This is a genomic window from Mycobacterium sp. SMC-2 (assembly GCF_025263485.1).
Lineage (GTDB): Bacteria > Actinomycetota > Actinomycetes > Mycobacteriales > Mycobacteriaceae > Mycobacterium.
The window spans coordinates 2,333,188-2,352,181 of sequence record NZ_CP079863.1; the positions used below are offsets into that span (position 1 = coordinate 2,333,188).

General features: G+C 69.8%; 21 protein-coding genes. 5 read left to right on the forward strand and 16 right to left on the reverse strand.

The window, feature by feature from the left end; all coding sequences use genetic code 11:
* The first annotated feature begins 49 nt into the window (after positions 1-49).
* Positions 50-1,123: a type 2 isopentenyl-diphosphate Delta-isomerase gene (fni, locus tag KXD96_RS11150; RefSeq protein ID WP_260744607.1), complete on the forward strand. Its 1,074-nt coding sequence runs from the start codon at positions 50-52 to the stop codon at positions 1,121-1,123.
* Between the two features lie 14 nt (positions 1,124-1,137).
* The gene (locus tag KXD96_RS11155) at positions 1,138-2,388 is read left to right on the forward strand and encodes a glycosyltransferase (protein ID WP_260744608.1); all 1,251 of its coding nucleotides are present in this window, start codon (positions 1,138-1,140) and stop codon (positions 2,386-2,388) included.
* Here KXD96_RS11155 and KXD96_RS11160 read toward each other — a convergent pair.
* The 3 genes from KXD96_RS11160 to KXD96_RS11170 all read right to left on the reverse strand — a co-directional run bounded on the left by KXD96_RS11160 (position 2,385) and on the right by KXD96_RS11170 (position 3,805).
* A complete protein-coding gene (locus KXD96_RS11160) occupies positions 2,385-2,966 on the reverse strand; it encodes a MarR family winged helix-turn-helix transcriptional regulator (RefSeq protein WP_260744609.1) in 582 nt (193 codons plus the stop codon). The genes KXD96_RS11155 and KXD96_RS11160 overlap by 4 nt on opposite strands.
* 128 nt (positions 2,967-3,094) lie before the next feature.
* The gene (locus tag KXD96_RS11165; protein WP_260744610.1) at positions 3,095-3,337 is read right to left on the reverse strand and encodes a DUF2945 domain-containing protein; all 243 of its coding nucleotides are present in this window, start codon (positions 3,335-3,337) and stop codon (positions 3,095-3,097) included.
* Positions 3,338-3,511: 174 nt separating this feature from the next.
* Positions 3,512-3,805: a lipopolysaccharide assembly LapA domain-containing protein gene (locus KXD96_RS11170; RefSeq protein ID WP_260744611.1), complete on the reverse strand. Its 294-nt coding sequence runs from the start codon at positions 3,803-3,805 to the stop codon at positions 3,512-3,514.
* A 105-nt stretch (positions 3,806-3,910) separates the two neighbouring features.
* Here KXD96_RS11170 and KXD96_RS11175 point away from each other — a divergent pair, with 105 nt between their 5' ends.
* The gene (locus KXD96_RS11175) at positions 3,911-4,159 is read left to right on the forward strand and encodes a hypothetical protein (RefSeq protein ID WP_260744612.1); all 249 of its coding nucleotides are present in this window, start codon (positions 3,911-3,913) and stop codon (positions 4,157-4,159) included.
* On the opposite strand, the gene KXD96_RS11180 is transcribed toward KXD96_RS11175, so the two are convergent.
* From KXD96_RS11180 to KXD96_RS11220, 9 genes are read right to left on the reverse strand one after another with little or no spacing between them, the layout of a single operon-like run.
* Positions 4,149-4,508 (reverse strand): DUF2784 domain-containing protein, encoded by a 360-nt coding sequence (locus KXD96_RS11180; RefSeq protein WP_260744613.1) that lies wholly within the window; start codon positions 4,506-4,508, stop codon positions 4,149-4,151. The genes KXD96_RS11175 and KXD96_RS11180 overlap by 11 nt on opposite strands.
* A 10-nt stretch (positions 4,509-4,518) precedes the next feature.
* Positions 4,519-5,529 carry a Rieske (2Fe-2S) protein gene (locus KXD96_RS11185; protein ID WP_260744614.1) on the reverse strand — a complete coding sequence of 337 codons (1,011 nt, stop codon included), beginning with the start codon at positions 5,527-5,529 and terminating at the stop codon, positions 4,519-4,521.
* 14 nt (positions 5,530-5,543) lie between these two features.
* A complete protein-coding gene (locus KXD96_RS11190) occupies positions 5,544-7,061 on the reverse strand; it encodes an NAD(P)/FAD-dependent oxidoreductase (RefSeq protein WP_260744615.1) in 1,518 nt (505 codons plus the stop codon).
* Entirely contained in the window at positions 7,058-7,783 is a 726-nt protein-coding gene (locus KXD96_RS11195; RefSeq protein ID WP_260744616.1) for a class I SAM-dependent methyltransferase, read from the reverse strand. Before KXD96_RS11195 ends, KXD96_RS11190 begins: the two co-directional genes overlap by 4 nt.
* On the reverse strand, positions 7,770-8,081 hold the full coding sequence (locus KXD96_RS11200; protein ID WP_260744617.1) for a lycopene cyclase domain-containing protein: 312 nt from the start codon (positions 8,079-8,081) through the stop codon (positions 7,770-7,772). Before KXD96_RS11200 ends, KXD96_RS11195 begins: the two co-directional genes overlap by 14 nt.
* Entirely contained in the window at positions 8,078-8,401 is a 324-nt protein-coding gene (locus tag KXD96_RS11205; RefSeq protein ID WP_260744618.1) for a lycopene cyclase domain-containing protein, read from the reverse strand. Before KXD96_RS11205 ends, KXD96_RS11200 begins: the two co-directional genes overlap by 4 nt.
* Positions 8,398-9,354, reverse strand: a complete 957-nt coding sequence (locus KXD96_RS11210) for a phytoene/squalene synthase family protein (RefSeq protein WP_260744619.1) — start codon at positions 9,352-9,354, stop codon at positions 8,398-8,400. The genes KXD96_RS11205 and KXD96_RS11210 overlap by 4 nt, the downstream gene beginning before the upstream one ends.
* 1 nt (position 9,355) lies before the next feature.
* Positions 9,356-10,882, reverse strand: a complete 1,527-nt coding sequence (gene crtI, locus KXD96_RS11215; protein ID WP_260744620.1) for a phytoene desaturase family protein — start codon at positions 10,880-10,882, stop codon at positions 9,356-9,358.
* Positions 10,883-10,909: 27 nt separating this feature from the next.
* Positions 10,910-12,031, reverse strand: coding sequence for a polyprenyl synthetase family protein (locus KXD96_RS11220; protein ID WP_260744621.1), 1,122 nt, complete (start codon positions 12,029-12,031; stop codon positions 10,910-10,912).
* 320 nt (positions 12,032-12,351) lie between these two features.
* Between KXD96_RS11220 and KXD96_RS11225 the strand changes: the two genes are divergently transcribed.
* Positions 12,352-13,047, forward strand: coding sequence for a phosphodiesterase (locus KXD96_RS11225; protein WP_396878772.1), 696 nt, complete (start codon positions 12,352-12,354; stop codon positions 13,045-13,047).
* A gap of 253 nt (positions 13,048-13,300) precedes the next feature.
* Positions 13,301-13,669: an NAD-dependent epimerase/dehydratase family protein gene (locus KXD96_RS11230; protein ID WP_260744623.1), complete on the forward strand. Its 369-nt coding sequence runs from the start codon at positions 13,301-13,303 to the stop codon at positions 13,667-13,669.
* Between the two features lie 4 nt (positions 13,670-13,673).
* On the opposite strand, the gene KXD96_RS11235 is transcribed toward KXD96_RS11230, so the two are convergent.
* From KXD96_RS11235 to KXD96_RS11250, 4 genes are all read right to left on the reverse strand, one after another.
* On the reverse strand, positions 13,674-14,657 hold the full coding sequence (locus KXD96_RS11235; protein WP_260744624.1) for a hypothetical protein: 984 nt from the start codon (positions 14,655-14,657) through the stop codon (positions 13,674-13,676).
* Between the two features lie 62 nt (positions 14,658-14,719).
* Positions 14,720-16,078, reverse strand: coding sequence for a TIGR01777 family oxidoreductase (locus tag KXD96_RS11240; RefSeq protein ID WP_260744625.1), 1,359 nt, complete (start codon positions 16,076-16,078; stop codon positions 14,720-14,722).
* 9 nt (positions 16,079-16,087) lie between these two features.
* Entirely contained in the window at positions 16,088-17,332 is a 1,245-nt protein-coding gene (locus KXD96_RS11245; protein ID WP_260744626.1) for a glycosyltransferase family 4 protein, read from the reverse strand.
* A gap of 95 nt (positions 17,333-17,427) precedes the next feature.
* The gene (locus tag KXD96_RS11250; protein WP_260745326.1) at positions 17,428-18,990 is read right to left on the reverse strand and encodes a glycoside hydrolase family 57 protein; all 1,563 of its coding nucleotides are present in this window, start codon (positions 18,988-18,990) and stop codon (positions 17,428-17,430) included.
* Positions 18,991-18,994 lie beyond the last annotated feature (4 nt).

An 18,994-nucleotide genomic window follows, 5' to 3' on the forward strand; every position in this document is an offset into this window, starting at 1 on the left:
ACTGAAATTGTGTCCCGTAACGCATTGGCGGTACGCAATAACGGGCACTATGGACATTATGGATGCGCGGGGGACCGCCGTGACGGTCGACGGGGCGCCGATGACGAGCCGTAAGCGCCGGCACATCGACGTGTGCCTCGGCGAGCAGGTCAACTATGAACATGTCACCACCGGGCTCGAGCGTTACGAATTGCCCTACAACGCCCTGACCCAGACCAGCCTCGGCGAAATCGACCTGTCGGCCAAATTCTTCGGCGCGAACCTGCGCGCCCCGATTCTGATCGGTGCGATGACGGGCGGCGCCGAATTGTCGGGGACCATCAACCGGAATCTCGCCGCGGCCGCGCAACGGCTCGGCATCGGGATGATGCTGGGCTCGCAACGGATAATGCTGGACAGCGCGCTGGGAGAGCGGGCCGCGGCCAGTTTCGCCGTTCGTGACGTGGCCCCGGACGTCTTGCTGTTCGGCAATATCGGCCTGGCCCAGCTGACCCCGGCCGCCGTGCCCGAGCTCGCAAAGGCTCTCGACCGGGTGGGCGCCGATGCGCTTGCGGTGCACACCAATCCATTGCAGGAAGCGATCCAGCGCAACGGTGACACGGACTTCTCCGGCTCGTTGGCCAGGCTGCGGGACACGGCCGACGCGATAGATTGCCCGATGCTGCTCAAGGAGGTCGGCCACGGTATCGGGGGCGCGGCCGCCGCGGAACTGGTTGGCGCCGAAGGAGAACTGCCGGTCTCCGGAATAGACGTCGCGGGCGCGGGCGGCACCTCGTGGTCGCGGGTCGAGCAGTTCGTCCGCTACGGCGAGCTGCGGTACCCGCATCTGGCCGACTGGGGCATCCCGACGGCCAGGGCGATCGTGGGGGTGCGCGCGGTGCTGCCCGAGATTCCGCTGGTGGCTTCCGGCGGGATCCGCACCGGTATGGACGCGGCCAAGGCCATCGCGCTGGGTGCCGACGTCGTGGCGGTGGCTCGCCCCCTCCTCCCGGCGGCGATCGATTCCGCTGCCGCCGTTGTCGATTGGCTGCAGCCGTTCATCGACGAGCTTCGAGTCTGCCTCCACGGCTGCGGCGCCGCAAATCTTTCCGGCCTGCGCGCTGTCGACCTCACACCCGCCTGAAAGCTGCGTGCGACATGGCGGTGATACTGGCCTACGGGTCGCCGGCCCTGGGTCACCTGCTGCCGGTGGGCGCGCTGCTGGCCGAGCTCGCCGGCCGCGGTCACGAGGTGCACGTGCGCACCATGGCGGGCGGCGTCGCGACGCTGCGCGCGGTGGGCGCGCACGCCGAGCCTGTCGATCCCGACATCGAATCGATCGTCGGCGAGGACTGGCGCGCCCGAAACGCATTGGGTGTATTGAAGTTAACGATCGACGTGCTCTGCCGGCGCGCGGTGCTCGAAGTCGGGGATTTGCGACGCGCGGTGGATGCGGTCCGGCCGGACGCGCTCATCGTCGATGCGAACTGCTGGGGGGCGATGTCGGCCGCGGAGGCCGGCGATACGCCTTGGCTGGTGTTCTCGCCGTTCACGCCGTATCTGCGGTCGCGCGGGGTGCCCCCGTTCGGTCCGGGGCTGCGCCCGCTGCCGGGCATCCTCGGCGACCTCCGGGACGCCTCGGTGCGCCCGATCGTCCGGCATCTGTTCGACCGGCCAACGCTGCCGCGGCTCAACGCCATTCGCGGCGAGCTGGGGGTGTCGCCGGTCGCGTCGGTCGACGACTTCGTGCGGCGGGCACCGCTGCTGCTGGCCGTCGGCGGCGAGCCCTTCGAGTATCGCCATCCCGGATGGGACGGTTTGGTTCACCACATCGGCGCATGCGTATTCGAACCCGCCCACACACCCACGCCGGACTGGGTCGCGGACATCAAGCAGCCGGTGGTGCTTTTGAACACGTCGTCGATCAGGCAGCCCGATGCCGCGCTGGGACGGATCGCGTTGCGGGCGCTGGCCGACGAGCCCGTCCACGTGGTGGCGACCTTCCCGGCGGGGATACCACCGGGTCTCCCGCGACCGGCCAACGCGACCATCTGCCGCTTCGTCCCGCACGCGGCCGTGCTGCAACGGGCCAGCTGCGCCATAACGCACGGCGGGATGGGAACGACGCTGAAGGCCCTCGACCGCGGCGTACCCGTCTGCGTCGTGCCGTTCGCGCGCGACCAGGCCGAAGTCGCCCGGCGCGTGGAGGTCGCCCGCTGCGGTACCCGCCTGGCAGCCAAAAACCTCAGCCCTGCACGGCTGAAGGCGAAGGTGCGTGCGGCGATGACGATGGCGGACGGCGCGCGTCGCGTGGCCGCCGGGTTCGCCGCGACCGGAGGGGTGCGGCGGGGGGCCGACCTGATCGAGCAGCGGGTGCTCGGCTCCGCTGCCCGGCGGCCGGTGTCCTAGGCGGGTCGATCGCCGTTTTTCACCACACGACGGCGACCCTTGGCGGGCGCGCGCTTGGCGTCGGTCGCCGACGGCTCGGGGGCCGCGGTGGCGAGTTGCGATTCGAAGGTGGACATCGCCGCCATCATCGCCAGGAAGACCCGGTGCGCGGCGGCCAAATCGCAGTCGGGCACGTCGGCGAGGGCCTTGTGCAACTCCGCGCCGAGGGGGGTGAAGAACGAGCGGGCCAGTGCCATGCCCGGTTCTTCGTAGCGCAGCAGCGTCTTGCGCCGGTCGCCGGGATCGGGTTCGCGCCGGAGGTGGCCGGAGTCGATCATCCGGTCCACCAGGTAGGTGATGGCGGCGGGCGACACGTCGAGGCGCTGCCGCAACTGCGCCGGCGTCAGCGGCGTTCCGGCCGTTTCGGCGACCATGATGTGCAGCAAGGCGTGCAGGTCGGTGCCGCCGACGTCGTGCTGACGGGCGAAGTGCCGGCCGATGCGGTCCGATTGCGCTGTGAGTGCGCGCATGTCGGCCGACATCAATTTCTCGAGTTCGGCTCGGTTCAATCGCCGTTCAGCGGCGCCGCGCTTGGTCACTTATCTGTGTCCTTCTTGCGAGATTCGCCGACCAGCGTATCGGCGACCGCCACGCGCGGCCCGCGAACCCCGATAAGTGTCTCGCATTTGCAGCCGATAGGTCGGCGAACGCGCGGACCCAAGCGGAGTCAGGTGGTTTCCTCGCCGGCCATGGGTCGGTCCGCTGGGCGTAGCGCCCCGGGCTTGTGCACGGCTTCCGCGCCCGTCTTGTCGCTGCGGACCCTGTACTGCGGCTCGTCTTCGGACGCGCGCACGGTGCGTCCGGCGGCCTCGGTGTCGGAGGTGATTTTGGCTTCCACCGTCCCGCGGACGGTCCTGCCGTGGCTCTTCCACTCGACCTTGTCGCCCTTGTGGAATTCCTTGCCACTCATGTCGCTCCTCCTTACAAACCGAACACCACAGCGCGATACGGCGTCGATACATTCTAAAAGAGTTGTCCCGCAGGGACGTACGGCTGGGGCCGTTGGGTCGCGGCGCGGTTGATGCGGTGCACGTCGTGAACGCTTGCCGGGTAAGGGTTTTGCGCGCGCTGCCGTCCGGGAAAGTCACATCGTCTTGAGTTGCTTCTTGGCGGTCCTGCGCAGCTGGATGATCCGCGCGGCACCGACGAGCACCGTCGTGGTCGCGCCGGCCGCCGCCGACAATAGGTAGCCCACCCCTACCGGCAAGTTCCAGTGGAAGGCGAGAAAGTGCACAGTGAGCGATTCGGTGTTCTGCGCGACGAAGATCAGCAGGACGATGAGGATCACCAGGCCAACGACAAGCGCCCACCACGCCGCCGCTAATCGGGTGAACGATCGAGATGACGGCTCGGAGGGAACGCGCGACTCAGTGCTCATGCCGGTGACTAGCCCACCGGAGGGTGAGCCAAACCCACTGGAAACCCCGAAATGGTCTCGTGCCCCGCCGTTTAAACCGTCCCGTGGGGGGTATGGGATCGGGCGATGAGCGTGAAAGAGGTGCCACAGCGTGTCTGGCGCGGCCGGCGCACGGTGGTGCGGCTGCAGCGAGACCTGTGGCTGGCGCAGTTGGCCTTCTGGCCGGCCGTGGTCGTCTCGGTCATTCTGCTGTCGGTTGCCACTTGGGCGTTGTGGCGCCGTAAGTCTCGCCCGCCTCAACCCGAGGTGGCGGCGCCCGTGACGGATTCGTCGCCGGCCGCTGCGCCGCGGGCGCAGGGCGGCCTCAGCGGCTGACGCGTCTCGCGAATACGCCCCAGGAGATCGCGGCCCACACAAACGCGAAAGCCTGTGCGAGACCGACGCGGCCCGACGGCACGAGAAGGCCCGCGACATAACGGTCGACGAACCCCGTGGTGGGTAAGGGGTTCATGCCGGCGCGGCGGCGCGCCCACGACTCGGCTTCTGTCAATGGGCACGGCAGCTTGAGCGCAATGACGGCGGCGCCCCAGGCGACGGCGGCCCGGTGCAGCACGATGGTGCGTGGCCACCGCAGCGCCAGGAAGCCGCCGACCGGCACGTAGGCCAGGTAGGCGAGGTGCACGCCAACGGTCAGGACGACGGCGGCGGCATACCCTTTCCGCACGGCGGGACCGTCAGCCGGATCCGGTGCGCACCTGGTAGCGGCGCTCGGCGTACGCGAGATCGTCGCGCCAGAGCCTGTTGGCCGCCAAGCGCATGAGCGGTGTGATCAGGGCGGCCGCCCGCGACGCGCGCGTGAACCCGGGACGGTCCGAATGCGCGATGGTGGCCTCCAGCACGGCGGTGCGGGGACGCCCGTCGGGACCCGATCCGATTGGGGTGGCGTGGGTCTCGACGGTGCTGCCGGTTCCCTCGCCGTCCACGATGCGCATCACGATGGTGCGTGCCTCCGGGCAGCTGAATTCCGCGACGACGGGGACGCCCAGGCGGCCCATCCGGAAAGCCACCGCCACCGAGAAGCGATCGACGGTTTCGGTTGGCGTGGTGAGCACTTCGAGCCGGGTGAACGAGTACGGATGAAACCAGGCGCCGTGCCACGGGTCGAGCCGATTGGCGATCACGTCGGCGGGCTCGCAGACGCCCGCCACGTGGGCGACGGCGGAAAGGGTGTCACCGTCCGGCCGGGCCGGAATCACCGGTTCCGCCAACGGGGCCTCGCCGCCCGCCTCGTCGAGCCGCACCCACACCAGGATGCCGTCATCGTGGCCGGGCAACGGGCTCCAGCCGAATTCACGCGCATGGCCGTCCAGGGCCAGCCCGTGCCATCGGCAGATCAGGGTGCCGCCGTGCACGGTTCCGGTGGCCAGATCCGCCCCCAGGTGGGGGCAACTGCGGGGCCCCACACAGAGCCGATGCTGGTCGTCGCGCCAGGCGACGATCTCGACCCCGGCGACCCGCGCGCCGAACGGCCGCCCGGGACGCACGTTGGCGCTGCCGGCGAACGCGAACCAGTTCCCGGTGGGCTTCTGCTGGGCCCGCTTCAGCGCGGCGTCGATGATGGCGGGCTGGGCGTCCCGGTAGGTCGGTTGCTGGTCGGCCCACGGCGTACGCGGGATCACCTGCAGGGGCCAGTCTTTGGGCCGGGCGGCCGACCACAGGTGTTCTAGCTGTTCGCGAATATTCATCGTTGAGCGGATCCTTAGCGGGTGGCGAGCCATCGCAACAGGGCTGACCGGCCTCGGGTGGGTACGGTGACCAACGGGTGCCCGGCCAGTCCCCATCTTCTCAGCAAATGGTTGGCGGCGCACCAACCCGTGGTCGCGGCGCGCTCCATCAGTGCCACGGGCAAGTCGACGCGGACGGCGTCGCCGGCCAGCAGCAGGCCGGGCTGCGGCGTGAACACCGCCGGGCGGTGCGCATAGGACCCCGGAGGGAACAGCGGGCAATCGCTGCGATGCAGCAGTCGCTCGCAAACGATCTGTGCCGCCGCGGTTTCCGGATACACCTTGTGCAGTTGGCGCAGCGCGGCCGCGCGCGACGGCGCGGCCTCGAGTGCGTACGAATGCAATTCGACGACCGACCCATGATGCCCGCGCGACCACTCGGCGGCCTCGCGTTCGTAGCGCTCCAGCACGCTGATGTTGTCCAGTGGCTCATGGCCGGCGGTGCCCAGAAACGCCGGCCGCTCGGCGCCGACCGGACGGTCGAGCCACAACCGATGCACGGCGAACGGCGGCGCGGTGCGCAGCCGGGCGATCCGCGCGCGCCAGCCCTCGGTGGCCAGCCCGGTCGATGCCCCGACGACACGCTGCAGGCCGGCCACATCGGTGGCCAGCACCACGGCGTCTGCGTCCAGGTGATCGCCCGAATCGACTTGCACCCGGAACGGCTGCGCCGACCCGGTGTCGACGCGGGAGGCGGTGGTGCCGAGCCGGAAGCGCACGCCGCGGTCCTCGAGGTAGCGCCGCAGCGGCTGCCAGAGGGCGCTGTCGTAGTTCGACGTGGGGACGTCGAAGACCAACCCTTCGGACGACCCGAGGAAGTAGATGTGGAACATGGTCGCCAACTCCGCCGCGGAAAGCTTCGCCGGCTCGGCGAAGAAGCTGCGGGAGAATACCTCGAAGGCCAGATGCCTTGCGGCTTCGGGAAATCGGATGCTCTTGAGGAACGTCGCGGCGTCGAAGTGGTCGAGGCGCTCGTAGATCCCGGGCAACGACACCGCGGCCAGCGGCGCGGCCGCGCGAGCGTCGAGCTGAAGGAAGTCGCGAAGCCGGAAGGTCGGGCTGCGCGCGGCGAAGGCCACCGCGTTCCACGGCGGGGTGCGCGGCAGCCCCCGGAAGGTGTCGCGCCGGCCCGCTCCGTCGATCAGCGGATAGTCGTCGACGGGTGTGAGCATCCGCAATTGCGGGTCGATCCGCTCGAGCAGGGCCCGCAGGTTGTAGTACTGCCGGAAGAACGCGTGGAAGCCGCGATTCATCGCGAGCTCGGCCCCGTCGTCGTGCTCGGTCCAGCCGCCCACCCGGCCGCCGAGGTAGCCTTCGCGCTCGATCACCTCGACGGCGACGCCCCGTTCGGCCAGCCCGGTGGCGGCGGTCAGCCCGGCAATGCCGCCGCCCACGACGACCACCCGCGGTTGCGAAGTCAGCGCGCCGGCGTCGGGCAATCCGGTTGGCGCGGGCCTTGTTTCGCGTCGGGGATCGGCTTTGTCGGCCGTCATAGCGGCGCGTCCGCCAGGAAGGTGTGCACGATGTTGGCCTCCCACCCGGGCATCGTTTCGCTGTGCACGGCGGTGAAACCCGCATCGACCAGGCGGGCCCGGAATCGGGCCGCGCCGTCGAAGTCCAGCACGCTGCGCCACAGGTAGCGGTACAGCGCCGTATCGCGGGTGCGCCACCATCCGGCGGGAATGATGATGCCCCAGCACACGGCGTGCCAGATGCAAGTGGCGGCGCGGGAGTCGCGCACCGAGTATTCGTGCACCGCCAGGGTGGCGCCGGGCCGCAGCATCATCCGAAGTTTCCGCAATTGCCCGTCAGGGTCGGCGAGGTTGCGGATCAGGTAGGCGGCCAGGATGCCGTCGAACGGTCCTGTGACGCCGTGCTCCGCGAGTTGCTCGACGGCACTGTGCACGAACCGCACCGATGGGGGCCAGTCCTTGGCGGCCGCGGCCTCGAGCATGCCTCGCGACGCGTCGACCGCAACGATGTCGGCCTCCGGGGCGACGGCCAGCAGCGCGGCCGTCGACGCGCCGGTGCCGCAACCCGCATCGAGCAGCCGTAAGCCCTTGCCGTTATTGGTGATTCGCATGCGACGTGCGGAGAGCAGCAGCTGCTGGTGGTAGCCGGGGCTGGCGCCCACCAGCCGGTCGTATGCCATCGCCCCAGCGTCGAAGGCGGCTGACAACTGGCCGGGTGTGGGGCGGGCTTCACCGACGCGCACGTTGGCGTTCCCATCCCAGCAGTACCGCGGTGGCCAGGGCGAACCCGAACAAGAAATCCTCGACCGGGATGTCGAAAGGGAAGCGCACGCCGGTGATCTGGCGGGGGTCGTAGCTGACGATGGGGGAGCTGAGCTTGGTGAGCCAGCCGTCGACCGGGATCTGGAACCCCAGAACGATCAGCATCGACAGCCAGTAGGCCGGTCGCCGGAAGAGTCCGGTGCGCAGGACCGCCAATTCCAGCGCGCAGACGGTGAATACCGCCGCCACCGCCGGCACCGTATACCCGAGGCCGATCATCGGCGCTTGACCCGTTCTAGGATGGTGCTCACGGCGTTGTAGGTGAGCAGCGCGCATATCGGAATGACGACGAAAAACAGCACCTCTTCGATCGGCACCCCGAACGGGATGCTCATGCCGGTGATGTAGGCGCCGTTGTAGGTCCACGCGTGGGCGGCGATGGCGATCTCATCCCAGAGCAGGAATACGGCGGCCACCGGGAAGACCGACTTCGCAAGCCGCCGCCATTGCCGGTAGACGCCCGGACCGAACATCTCCAGGGGCGCGGTGATCGCCAGGCATGCGGCCAGGACCAAGAGATATTGCCAACGGTCGGTCATGCAGCCCCCGGGGAATCGAAAGCTCCGCGCGAAGTGTTGCGCGCCCGCCACGACCGTATCAGCCCGATGCCGGCGACCTGCAGTCGTCGAGCTCGGCCGACGGTGGCCCGGTGACTGAACACCGCGAAGTCGCTGGCTTCGATGCGGTCCAGGATTTCCGAATACAGCGCCGCCGCGGTTGCCACACACGGCCGCGAGCGCGGACTGAGCATTGCGATGCCGGTGGCGGCGAAACGGTAAGTCTCCCGGGTGATCTCGTGCTGGGCGGCCAGCGCTGCGCGCACCCTCGGCTCGGTGCGGCGGTGCCGGTGACACCAGATCAGCAGCTCGCGATCGACGCCGTGGGCGGCGAGTTCGTCGGCCGGCAGGTAGACCCGTTGCCGCAACAGGTCCTCGTCGACGTCGCGCAGGAAATTGGTGAGCTGAAACGCCCTGCCCAGCGCCGCCGCGTAGGGTGCGGCCTCCTCGACCGGCACCACGGTTCCCAGCACCGGAAGCACCTGCAGGCCAATGGCTTCGGCGGAGCCGCGCATGTAGAGGTTGAGCGCTTTGCGGTCGGGATAGTCGGTGACCGTGAGATCCATCCGCATCGAGGCCAGGAAGTCGTCGAACAACTCGGTGGCGATCCGGTACCGGCGCGCGGTGTGGGTGACCGCGGCGAGCACGGGATCGTCGAGGTGGTCTCCGCCGGCGAAGAACCGGTCGGCCAACTGCTGCAGCCTCATGCCGCGAATGTCGGTGCTGAGCCGCGTGTCCAGGTCGTCGAGGATGTCGTCGGCGTAGCGCGCGAAACCGTAGAGGGCGTGCACCGCGGGCCGTTGGTCGGGCGCCAGCAGCCGGGTGGCCAGGAAGAAGGTGCGACCGTGCGCAGCGTTGAGTTCGCGGCAGCGCCGATACCCCTCGCGCAGGCGCGGATCGTCGATTCCGGCCGCATCCAACTCGCTGCGGATCATGTCAGCCCGCCCTCACGTCGTGGTGCGTCGCCACCCGGCCGGCTCGGCCGGAACCTGGGCCGGTGACGCGGTCCGCGGCGAGCCGGCCGGAGATCAGCGTGGTGGGGACACCGACGCCGGGCACCGTTGACGACCCGGCGAGCACCGCGTTTTCGACGCCGCGCACCAGGTTGGCCGGCCGGAACGGCCCCGTCTGCGCAAAGGTGTGGGCCAGCGCGAAGGGGCTGCCCGCGGCCATGCCCTGGCGCGCCCAGTCGGCGGGCGTGACGACGTCCAAGACCGTTGCGTCGTCGGACAACCCGGGCAGCAGCCGCGCCGCGACGTCGTCGATGAGATCGTGGACGTACAGATCGCCGACACTGCCCCAGTCGACGCTCCCGCGATCCAGGTTCGGCGCCGGGGCGAGCACGTACAGCAGGTCGTGCCCGTCAGGGGCGAGCGTCGGGTCGCTCGCCGTGGGCCGGGTGATAAGCAGGGACGGATCCCGCATCAGTCGTCCGTCGCGGATGATGTCGGTGAACGTCTGATCCCAGGACTCACCGAACAAGATCGTGTGATGGGCCGCGTCGGACGGGATGCGGCGACATCCCAGGTGAGCCACGACCGCCGATGGCGCCGGCCGCAGTCGCACGGGCCGGCGCGGTGTGCGGCCCAACAAGTCATAGGTCTGCGGCAGCTCGGTGGTCAGCACCACAGCGTCGCAGGCGATGGGGTCCAGGTGGTCCGTTCGCACGGCGCTCACCCGTGCCCCGACGCGGTCGAGCCCGGTAACCGTGGCGTTGTAACGGAATTCGACCCCGGCGTCGACGGCCGCCGCGGCCAGCGCGTCGGGCAGCGCGCGAACGCCGCCGCGCGGAAAGAACACGCCCGCGACGGTGTCCATGTAGGCGATGACGGCGTAGACGGCCAGCGCGTTCCGCGGCGGCACGCCGGCGTACAGCGACTGGAACGTGAACACCCGCTGCAGCCGGGGGTCGCTGATGTGGCGCTTGACCACGCGATCCCACTTGCGGAATCCGCCGATCGCGACGAGTCGCGCCAGTTGCGGGGTGAGCAACGACAACGGGGAATCGAAATTGGCGGCGATGAACCCGTCGAACTCGATCCGGTACAAGCGTTTCAGCCACTCGCGCAGCCGCCGGTAGCCCGCCGCCTGCCCGGAGCCGGCGAACTCTTCGATGGCGGTTGTCATCCGGTCCGGATCGGTATGCACGTCGAGCGCGCTGCCGTCGGCGAACACCGCCCGGTAGGCCGGGTCAAGCGGCAGCAGCTCCAGCCGGCCCGACCGGCTCTGGCCCGCGGCTGCGAAAGTCTCGTCGATGATGTCCGGCATCGTCAGCACCGTCGGACCGGTGTCGATGCGGTAGCCGTCGATGTCGAGCCGGCCGGCGCGCCCGCCCGGCCAGGGTTGGCGCTCGACCACCGTGACCCTGCGCCCCCGGCCGGCCAGGTGCAGCGCCGCGGACAGGCCCGCCAGCCCGGCGCCGACCACCACCACGTGATCGCTGCGTCCTTCGATTGTCCGCATGTCAGCATGCTCCCAAACTCATGGCACTTATTCGGCGCGATCCGTACAGGCGGCCGCCATTTCGTCCAGTGCGGCCCGCACGGGCTCGTCGATCGAGGCGTCGCCAAGGTGCTCGCGCGCCGAGGCGACCCGGTCGCTGATCATCCGCTCGATCATCTCGACGGCCCCGGTCTCGACGATCAACGCTTTCCACCGGTCGAGCGCACCGTCGTCGAGGGCATGGCCGTTCATCAGTTTGGTCAATTCGGCGCGGGCCGGCGGATCGGCCAGCTGGTGAGCGGCCACCACGACGCTGGTTGCCTTGCGTTCCAGCAGATCTCGGGAAGACGGCTTGCCGGTGATCGCCGGCGAGCCGAAGACACCGAGCACGTCGTCGCGAAGCTGGAAGGCTTCCCCGAGGGCGGCCCCGTAGCGGCCGAGCCGGGCCAGTGTCGCATCGTCGCAATCGGACATCGCCGCGCCGATTTCCAACGGGCGCCGCACCGTGTAATTGCCCGACTTGCGTCGCGCCACGTCCAGCACGGCCTCGAGCGTTGGCATGTGCCGGGCATCGCTGATCAGGTCCGCGAACTGACCCACCGCCAGCTCGATGCGCATCGTGTCGTAGCGGGGCCACGCCTGCCGCAAGTACCGGGCTTCGACACCGCTCTCGCGCAGCATCTGCTCGGACCAGATCAGGCACAGGTCACCCAGCAGGATTGCGGCCGATTCACCGAACCGCCGTGACGAGCCGGATAGCCCACGGTCCCGGTGCCATTGGGCGAATTGAAGGTGTGCCGACGGGCGCCCGCGCCGCTCGGTCGAACCGTCGATGACATCGTCTTGCAGCAGCGCGAATACGTGCAGCAACTCGAAACTGGCCGCCGCCCGCAAAGCCGCCCCGCTGGGCGCGGCACCGCAGAGCCAGCCCAGGTAGACGAAGGTCGACCGCAGGCACTTGCCGCCGGAGGCGAACGCCATCAGGATGTCGCCGGCGGCGTCGATGCGGGCGCCTTCCAACTCGCCGCGGCGCGGCTCGATGAAAGCCGCGAGGTGGGCGAGGACGGCTTGCCGCACGCCGGAGCGCCACTGGTTGAAGGGGGCGGTGCCTGGTGATGGGGCCGCGCGTGCCGGCGACTCGGTGGCGGGTGTCAATGACACAGCACCCATCTTGGCCACGCGCTCCCTCCTGGACGGCTTGGCATTCCCAGGTTAGAACGGCTCAAAACATGTGCGGTCATAACCGCCGCTCGCGTACCGGCGACGCCGCCACCCTGGGAGCCCGTTCCGATCGGCCCCCTCAACCCTCGGCGGATCCAGCCATCCTATTCAATAACTTAAAGATTAACTTACTGAAGGTCATCGCGCGGCGCCAGACCCGGCCAATAGGCGCCGCGATGCGCTGGGTGGGCGCCCGCGACCGGCAAAGCCGCCACACCGGTCGACCGGCCGACCGAGTGAGGAGCTATGGCGGGTTTCCCGCGGCGGGAATGGGGAACCCGCCGGCGGTGAGCGTTTCCGATCTGGTCGCGTTGCCCTTCCAGTGGGGCTCCGCCATCCGGGGCAAGCGGTTGTTTCATCCGGTCGGGGTGCTCGCGGAAGGCTTCATCGAACGCGTCGCCCCCGCGGGCGAGGGCCTGCCCATTTCGTCGTCAGACATCGTCGCCCGGGTATCGAAGGCCAGCGGCACACCGGGGGCCTTGCCCGACTTCATCGGCCTGGCCTTTCGGGTGACACCGTCGCACGGGACAGGGCCATGGGACATCCTGGTCGTCTCCTCCGGTTCGGGGATGCTGTCCCGGGCGCTGGCGCTGCGGCCGGCCATCTCGTGGAGCGGTCAGACGCTGACCACCCTGATGCCGCTGCACTATCGGGGAGACAATTGGTGGCTCAGGGCCCGGATCATCAGCGACATCGACGGCCCCGGCCTTTCGCTGGACGGTGTCCGCAAGCGGCTCGAGCACGACACGATCCAGGTGTCGCTCGACCAGGCCTGTGGCAGAGGCGATTTCACGCCGTTGGGCCGGCTCACGCTGACCCGCGCCATCGATCCCGAACGGGCACGGGACGTGGCGTTCGATCCCGTCGTCAACACCGCCCCCGGCCTGAGCCTGCACCCGCGGTGGCTCGCCGATCTGCGCGCGCGGGCCTATCGGCGGAGCCGTCACGGCAGAGACGCGGACTAGGAGGTCGCCGATGTTTAAGCGAATCGTCATCACCGGGGCCAGCGGCAACGTGGGAACCGCGTTGCTGCGCAGGCTCGTCGACGGCGGCCACGACTACGGCATCGTCGGCGTCAGCCGCCGGCAGCCGCCGGCAGCCGCCGCGGGAAGGTGTCTACGCCCGCCCCGACTGGCATCAACTGGACCTGGCCGAGCCGGGGGTGGAAATCCAGCTGCACAGGATCTTTCGCGGCGCCGCCTGCGTGGTCCATCTCGCGTGGGGGTTTCACCGACCCGCAACACGCGTTACCTGGACGCGGTCGCCATCAACGGCAGTTCGGCGGTGCTGAGCGCGGCCCACAACGCCAAAGTGCCTCACCTGGTGCACCTGTCGTCGGTGGGCACCTACGCCGCCGGGCGGTACGGGGAACGGGCCGACGAGACGTGGTCGACTGCCGGGATCAGGTCGTCCGCGTACAGCAGGGCGAAATCCGCGGTGGAGACGATGCTGGACGGCTACGAGCAACGCAATCCCGACGGCGTCGGCATCACGCGGATGAGGCCCGGCTTCATCATGCAGCGCGCCGCGGCGTCCGGCTTGGCCGCGACGCATCCGCCGGGCCGCTCACCGTCCGGGGTGCCCTGACCGGTCACGGCAGCGTGGTGATGGTGCCGGCGGTCACCAGATCGGTGTAATAGCTTCCGCCCGGGTAGAAGTCGGGTGTGATCGTGCCCGCGAACATGTCGGCGATCCAGCCCCGTGTCAGCCCCCATACCGCGGCCACATTGTCCGGCCGCGGACGGCCACACACCAGGTTTTCGTACGCGGGCGACGATGGGCCGAGCGCGTCACCGTGGGCGCCGGTCGTGATTTTCACCCCGTGAAATGTTCGGTCCGGCATATACCGTTCGATGGCCTTGGTGCCGCGTTGGAAGAAGTTGCAGAGAAGATGCGGCGATGCCGTGGCGTAGATGGGCAGGGTGGTGCCTGCCAGGCCCGACAGCGCGTCGTCGGTATTGGAACCGATGAACGACTTCACGCCGTCCTCGCTGACGATGCCGCGCAGTTGGGTGAAGGTGGCGGGGTAGGCGCGATGCAGGCGCTCGGCGACGTATTCGACGGCCTCCGCCCCCGCCGAATGCCCCACGAAAACCAACTTGTCGGGTAACGGCGTGGCGGGCCGGCCGGCGCTCTCAGCCGCCATCGCGAAGGACGTCGCCAACGCGCCATTCGGATCGTCTTTATGGGCGAAGACATCGGCGATGTTGGCCAGGAAGCCGGTGTTGTCAATCAGGTGCTCCACGGTGCAGCCGAACCGGCTGAGGGTGGGCAGCGTGGTGGCCAGCACCAGGTAACCACTGTCGGCGACCTCGGCGGCAAAGTCGGACCACACCTTCTTGCCTTCCACGAAGCCGTGCTGCAACCACACCAATCCCAGCGGCGGCGTGTTCGGGAAATACCATGTCGTCGGTACCGACTGGGTCTCGCTTGCGCAAGCGACGTCGGTGGTGCTGTCACCTTCGGTGGACTCGGCTCGGGCTTGCGGCGGGGCGAGCACCACCGCGGCCACCGCTACGATGCCCATCACGGCCGCGCCGGTCCGACGGGCACGCCGGACCAGCGCGGAGATCATTAAGAGATTGAATCATTAAGCCAGTTAAATGGGTCGCGATCGGGCCCAAATGCGGAGATCCTTTACCCGGCGACCCGGCCCAGCAGGTGGCGCAGCGCCTGCTCGAGGTCCGGCTGGCGGAACCGGTGCCCGACGGCGGTGAGCTTGTATGGCAGTACCCGCTGGCTGGCGCACGCGAGTTCGCGTGCGCCCTGCTCGCCCAGCAGCACGCGGGGCCCCAGCGACGGCACCGGCAGCACCGCGGGCCGGTGCAGGACGCGGGCCAGGGTGGCGGTGTACTCGCTGTTGCGAACCGGTTGTGGGGCAACGGCGTTGACGGGGCCCGATAGCGCGTCGTCCCACCATGCGCGGTGATAGATGTCGATCAGGTCGTCGATGCCGATCCACGACAGCCATTGCCGGCCGCTGCCGAGCCGGCCACCAAGCCCGGCGCTGAACAACGGACGCATCAGCTTCAACGTGCCGCCGCGCGGGGATTGCACGATGCCGGTGCGCACCCGCACCACCCGGACCCCGGCCTGCTCGGCGGGCTCGGTCGCCGCCTCCCAGTCGGCCACCACGTCGGCGAGAAAACCGTCGCCCCCGTCGCTGTCCTCGGTGAGGATCTCGTCGCCGCGGTCGGAGCCGTAGTACCCGATCGCCGACGCTGAGATGAGTACCGCCGGCCGGTGCGGGGTCCGGCCCAGCGCTTCGGCCAGCCGGCGGGTCGGGCCAATCCGGCTCTCGCGGATCGCATGTCGATGCTTCTCGGTGAACCGGCCGGCGATCGAGGCGCCCGCCAAATGGATCACGGCGTCCACGCGAGCGAACAGCCCCGGGTCGGGGTCGTCGGGATTCCACTGGCGCTCGTCGTCGCCCCTCGGGTCGCCGCGGACCAACCGGATGACGCGGTGGCCGCCGGTGCTCAGAAACGCCGTCAACGCCGAACCCACCAGCCCCGACGCCCCGGTGACCGCCACCGTCGCCGGGGTCAGCCCGCGCTCGGCGGCCAGCCGGTGCGCGGCCAGGTCGTCGGCCAGTTGACGGTGCCGGTAGGTGAACATGGGGCGCAGCAGCGACCCGGGCACCGGCGTGTCGACCCGGTCGATGACCCGGGTGCGGCCGTCACCGATGTCTTCGAAGTCGTGGGTGTGCCGCCAGCGCATCGCGATTCGCGCCGGCAGCGCCGCCGGCCCGTCACCGCCGATGGCGTCGACGAACCGCCTCGGCGGGTCGTAGCCGTCGGGTTGGTGGACGGCGACCCAACGCAGCCCGCCCGGCAGCTCCAGCGTCGCCCGCCCGTCCTTGAGCGAGGCGGCCTCGGTCACCAGCCGCATCGGCTGCCACGGCGGCGAGAGCCGGGCGAACGCGCCCGGCCTGGCGTGCCAGGCAAATACGTCGGCGATCGGCGCTTCCACCACGCTCGAATATTCCAGCCCCATCACTGCAGGTTAGCGGTTCGGCAAGGCATGTTCGATGATGCGCATGCGTGGCTGGGGCTGCCGCTCGCCGCGCTTGGCCGCCAGATACACCTGCGCGGTTTCGCCCGCCACGGTGTTCCAGTCGAAGGCCGAGGTGAGCCGTTCGCGGGCGGCTCGGGCGCGCCGCTGGGCCGCATCCGGATCGTCGAGCACGACCCGCACGGCCGAGGCCAGCCGGGCGACGTCGCGCGGCGGGCAGGAGACCCCGGTCTGGCCGTTGATCACCGCCTCGCCCAGGCCCCCGATGTTGGACGTCACGAGCGGAGTGCCGGCGGCGGCGGCTTCCAGCGCGACGATTCCGAACGGCTCGTAGTGGCTGGGCAGCACCGCGGCATCGGCCCGATGCAGCACCGCGAGCAGCTCGTCATGGCCGAGGTGCCCGACGAACCGGGTTCCCTTGAGCACCTTGTGCTTTCGGGCCTGCTCGACGAGCCACTCCTGCTGGGTGCCCTCCCCGGCGATGGTGAGCGTGGTGCCGGGGTGGGTGCGCCTGATTCGCGGCAGGGCGGCGATGACGTCGTGCACGCCCTTCTCGTACTCCAGCCGGCCGAGGTAGAGCAGTTCGGCGGGGCCGGTCCGCGGCCGCCGCTCGGCGAACGGCCAGCGCGCGGCGTCGATGCCGTTGCGGATGACCGTGATTGCCGCGAGCCCGGGACCGAACAGCTCGGTGATCTCGTCGGCCATCGACGCCGAACACGTGATCAGCGAATCCGATTCGCGTACCAACCAGGACTCGATGGCGTGCACCTGACGGCTGATGGCGCCGGACACCCAGCCCGAGTGCCGTCCGGCCTCGGTGGCGTGGATGGTGGAAACCATTGGCACGTCGTAGAACTGGGCGAGCGCGATCGCGGGATGGGCCACCAGCCAGTCGTGCGCGTGCACGACGTCGGGACGCCACGGCCGGTTGGTGCCGCGCTGCGTCAGCGACAGCCCCTCGCGGACCATGGAATGGCCCATCGCCAGCGTCCACGCCATCATGTCGGCGCCGAAGGAGAATTCGTGCGGGTCCTGGGCGGCCGCGATCACCCGGACGCCGTCGACCACCTCGTCGGACGACGGGTGTGTGCTGGGATCGGTGCCCGAGGGGCGGCGGGACAGCACGAGGACCTCGTGCCCGGCCGCCGCGAGCGCGGTCGACAGGTGATGCACGTGCCGGCCGAGCCCGCCGATCACCACCGGCGGGTATTCCCACGACACCATCAGGATTTTCACGCGCTATCCCTCTACCGCGGCCCGAGAGTCCCCAAAATGCCAGCCGCGGCGGCGTGTCGTCGTACAAACACGGTCGCTCGCGGGCGAAGCAACGCTCATCGGGGCAGCCTGCGGGCGTCCAGTGCGCCGAACAAACCGTCGGCGCGGTTCCATCCGTCGGCCAGCCGCTGCGCGGTGTCCCGCCGGCCCGACGCCAGCGCCCCGGCGATCTCCCGGGTGGCGTGGGCATGCAGGTGGGCGCGGTAGCGCGCGTAGTCGGCGGCCGAGTCCTTGCTCACCATGAACGGCCAGTCGCTGGAGACCGTCAGCAGGGTCTCGCGCAGGATCTGGTCGGCCACGTGGTCGCGGGGGAGCGGCCCGTCGAGCGACGCCTGCTGCGACAGCGCCTTGTCGACGGTGCTCAGCGCCGTGTCCACCACTTCGTTGTTGAGCTGAACCAGGTCGGCGACCTTGTCGCCGGCCCACACCTGCCAGTCCTTGCCCGAACCCCACGAACTGGGCGGCAATTCCACTGCGCGCCCGACGAATCCGCCGGCGATGGCGTCGCTGAGTGTTCCCACCCGCACGCCGGCGTCGGGCAGGGCGCGCAGCACCCGCTGCAGCCACGCCGGGCCCTCGTACCACCAGTGGCCGAACAGTTCGGTGTCGAAAGCGGCGACCACGTGGGCGGGCCGGCCGATCCGCTCGGATTCGCTCGTCAGCCGGTTGCGGACCACCTCGACGAAGTCGGCGACATGGCTGTCGACCGCGTGGTCGGCGCGCTCGGGATCGTAAGGCGCCTTGGCCTCCGACGCCACGTTGCGGCCGGTCACCCGAGCCGGCTTCAGCCCGCTGAGGTGGTCGTAGGTGTGGAAGTCGCGGTAGGCGGCGTGCCCCGGGTAACCGGATTTGGGTGACCACACCCGATAGCTGACCTGCAGGTCGCGCCCGAACGCGACCACGCCGGTGTCGCCGACGGGTCGGCCCAGCGCGGTGTCGCCGTGCAGTGACGGGCCGTCGACCATGAAGTGGGTGACGCCCGCGGCCGCGTAGTCGTGTTCCATGCCGGGGGCGTAAGCGCATTCGGGCGCCCAGATCCCGCTCGGGCCCTGCCCTGTTCGCGTCCCGAGGCGCGACTGCGCGTCGGCCAGCCCCTCGCGCAGGGCGAACTCGCGTAGCCGCGGCGCGAGCAGCGGCTGGAACGGGTGGGCCAGCGGGCCGCCGAGCAACTCGACCGTGCCGGCGTCGATCAGGCCGCGCAGCAGCGGGCTTCCGCCGTGCCGCCACCTGGTCGCGAAGTCCTCCAGCGCCGCGTCGGCCTCGGCGGATTCGCGGATCCCCAAGTCGCGCAACGCTTCCGGCGTGCATGACTGGTAGCCGGCCGACTTCGACCGGGGAGCCGACCGCACGCTGGCGGCCTCGGCCGCCCGCAGCCGCCAGTTGGCCAGCCAGTGATGCATGCCATCAAGGCAGTACGGGTCGTCGAGCTGGGCGTTCACCACCGGAGTGACGCCCAGGGTGATCAACCCGCGGCGGTCCTCGTCGGCCAGCGTGGTCAGCACCCGCATCAGCGGCAGGTAGGCCGCCGCCCAGGACTGGTAGAGCCACTCCTCGCCGACCGGCCACCGGCCATGATGGGCCAGCCACGGCAAGTGGGTGTGCAGAACCAGGGTGAACATGCCG

What these genes read in the sequence shown, in the direction of transcription:
- fni (WP_260744607.1), top strand. Translation starts at nt 50, where the DNA reads ATGGACATTATGGATGCGCGGGGGACCGCCGTGACGGTCGACGGGGCG.
- KXD96_RS11155 (WP_260744608.1), top strand. Translation starts at nt 1,138, where the DNA reads ATGGCGGTGATACTGGCCTACGGGTCGCCGGCCCTGGGTCACCTGCTG.
- KXD96_RS11165 (WP_260744610.1), bottom strand. Translation starts at nt 3,337, where the DNA reads ATGAGTGGCAAGGAATTCCACAAGGGCGACAAGGTCGAGTGGAAGAGC.
- KXD96_RS11170 (WP_260744611.1), bottom strand. Translation starts at nt 3,805, where the DNA reads ATGAGCACTGAGTCGCGCGTTCCCTCCGAGCCGTCATCTCGATCGTTC.
- KXD96_RS11175 (WP_260744612.1), top strand. Translation starts at nt 3,911, where the DNA reads ATGAGCGTGAAAGAGGTGCCACAGCGTGTCTGGCGCGGCCGGCGCACG.
- KXD96_RS11185 (WP_260744614.1), bottom strand. Translation starts at nt 5,529, where the DNA reads ATGAATATTCGCGAACAGCTAGAACACCTGTGGTCGGCCGCCCGGCCC.
- KXD96_RS11190 (WP_260744615.1), bottom strand. Translation starts at nt 7,061, where the DNA reads ATGACGGCCGACAAAGCCGATCCCCGACGCGAAACAAGGCCCGCGCCA.
- KXD96_RS11200 (WP_260744617.1), bottom strand. Translation starts at nt 8,081, where the DNA reads ATGATCGGCCTCGGGTATACGGTGCCGGCGGTGGCGGCGGTATTCACC.
- KXD96_RS11205 (WP_260744618.1), bottom strand. Translation starts at nt 8,401, where the DNA reads ATGACCGACCGTTGGCAATATCTCTTGGTCCTGGCCGCATGCCTGGCG.
- KXD96_RS11210 (WP_260744619.1), bottom strand. Translation starts at nt 9,354, where the DNA reads ATGATCCGCAGCGAGTTGGATGCGGCCGGAATCGACGATCCGCGCCTG.
- crtI (WP_260744620.1), bottom strand. Translation starts at nt 10,882, where the DNA reads ATGCGGACAATCGAAGGACGCAGCGATCACGTGGTGGTGGTCGGCGCC.
- KXD96_RS11220 (WP_260744621.1), bottom strand. Translation starts at nt 12,031, where the DNA reads ATGGGTGCTGTGTCATTGACACCCGCCACCGAGTCGCCGGCACGCGCG.
- KXD96_RS11225 (WP_396878772.1), top strand. Translation starts at nt 12,352, where the DNA reads ATGGGGAACCCGCCGGCGGTGAGCGTTTCCGATCTGGTCGCGTTGCCC.
- KXD96_RS11235 (WP_260744624.1), bottom strand. Translation starts at nt 14,657, where the DNA reads ATGATCTCCGCGCTGGTCCGGCGTGCCCGTCGGACCGGCGCGGCCGTG.
- KXD96_RS11240 (WP_260744625.1), bottom strand. Translation starts at nt 16,078, where the DNA reads ATGGGGCTGGAATATTCGAGCGTGGTGGAAGCGCCGATCGCCGACGTA.
- KXD96_RS11250 (WP_260745326.1), bottom strand. Translation starts at nt 18,990, where the DNA reads ATGTTCACCCTGGTTCTGCACACCCACTTGCCGTGGCTGGCCCATCAT.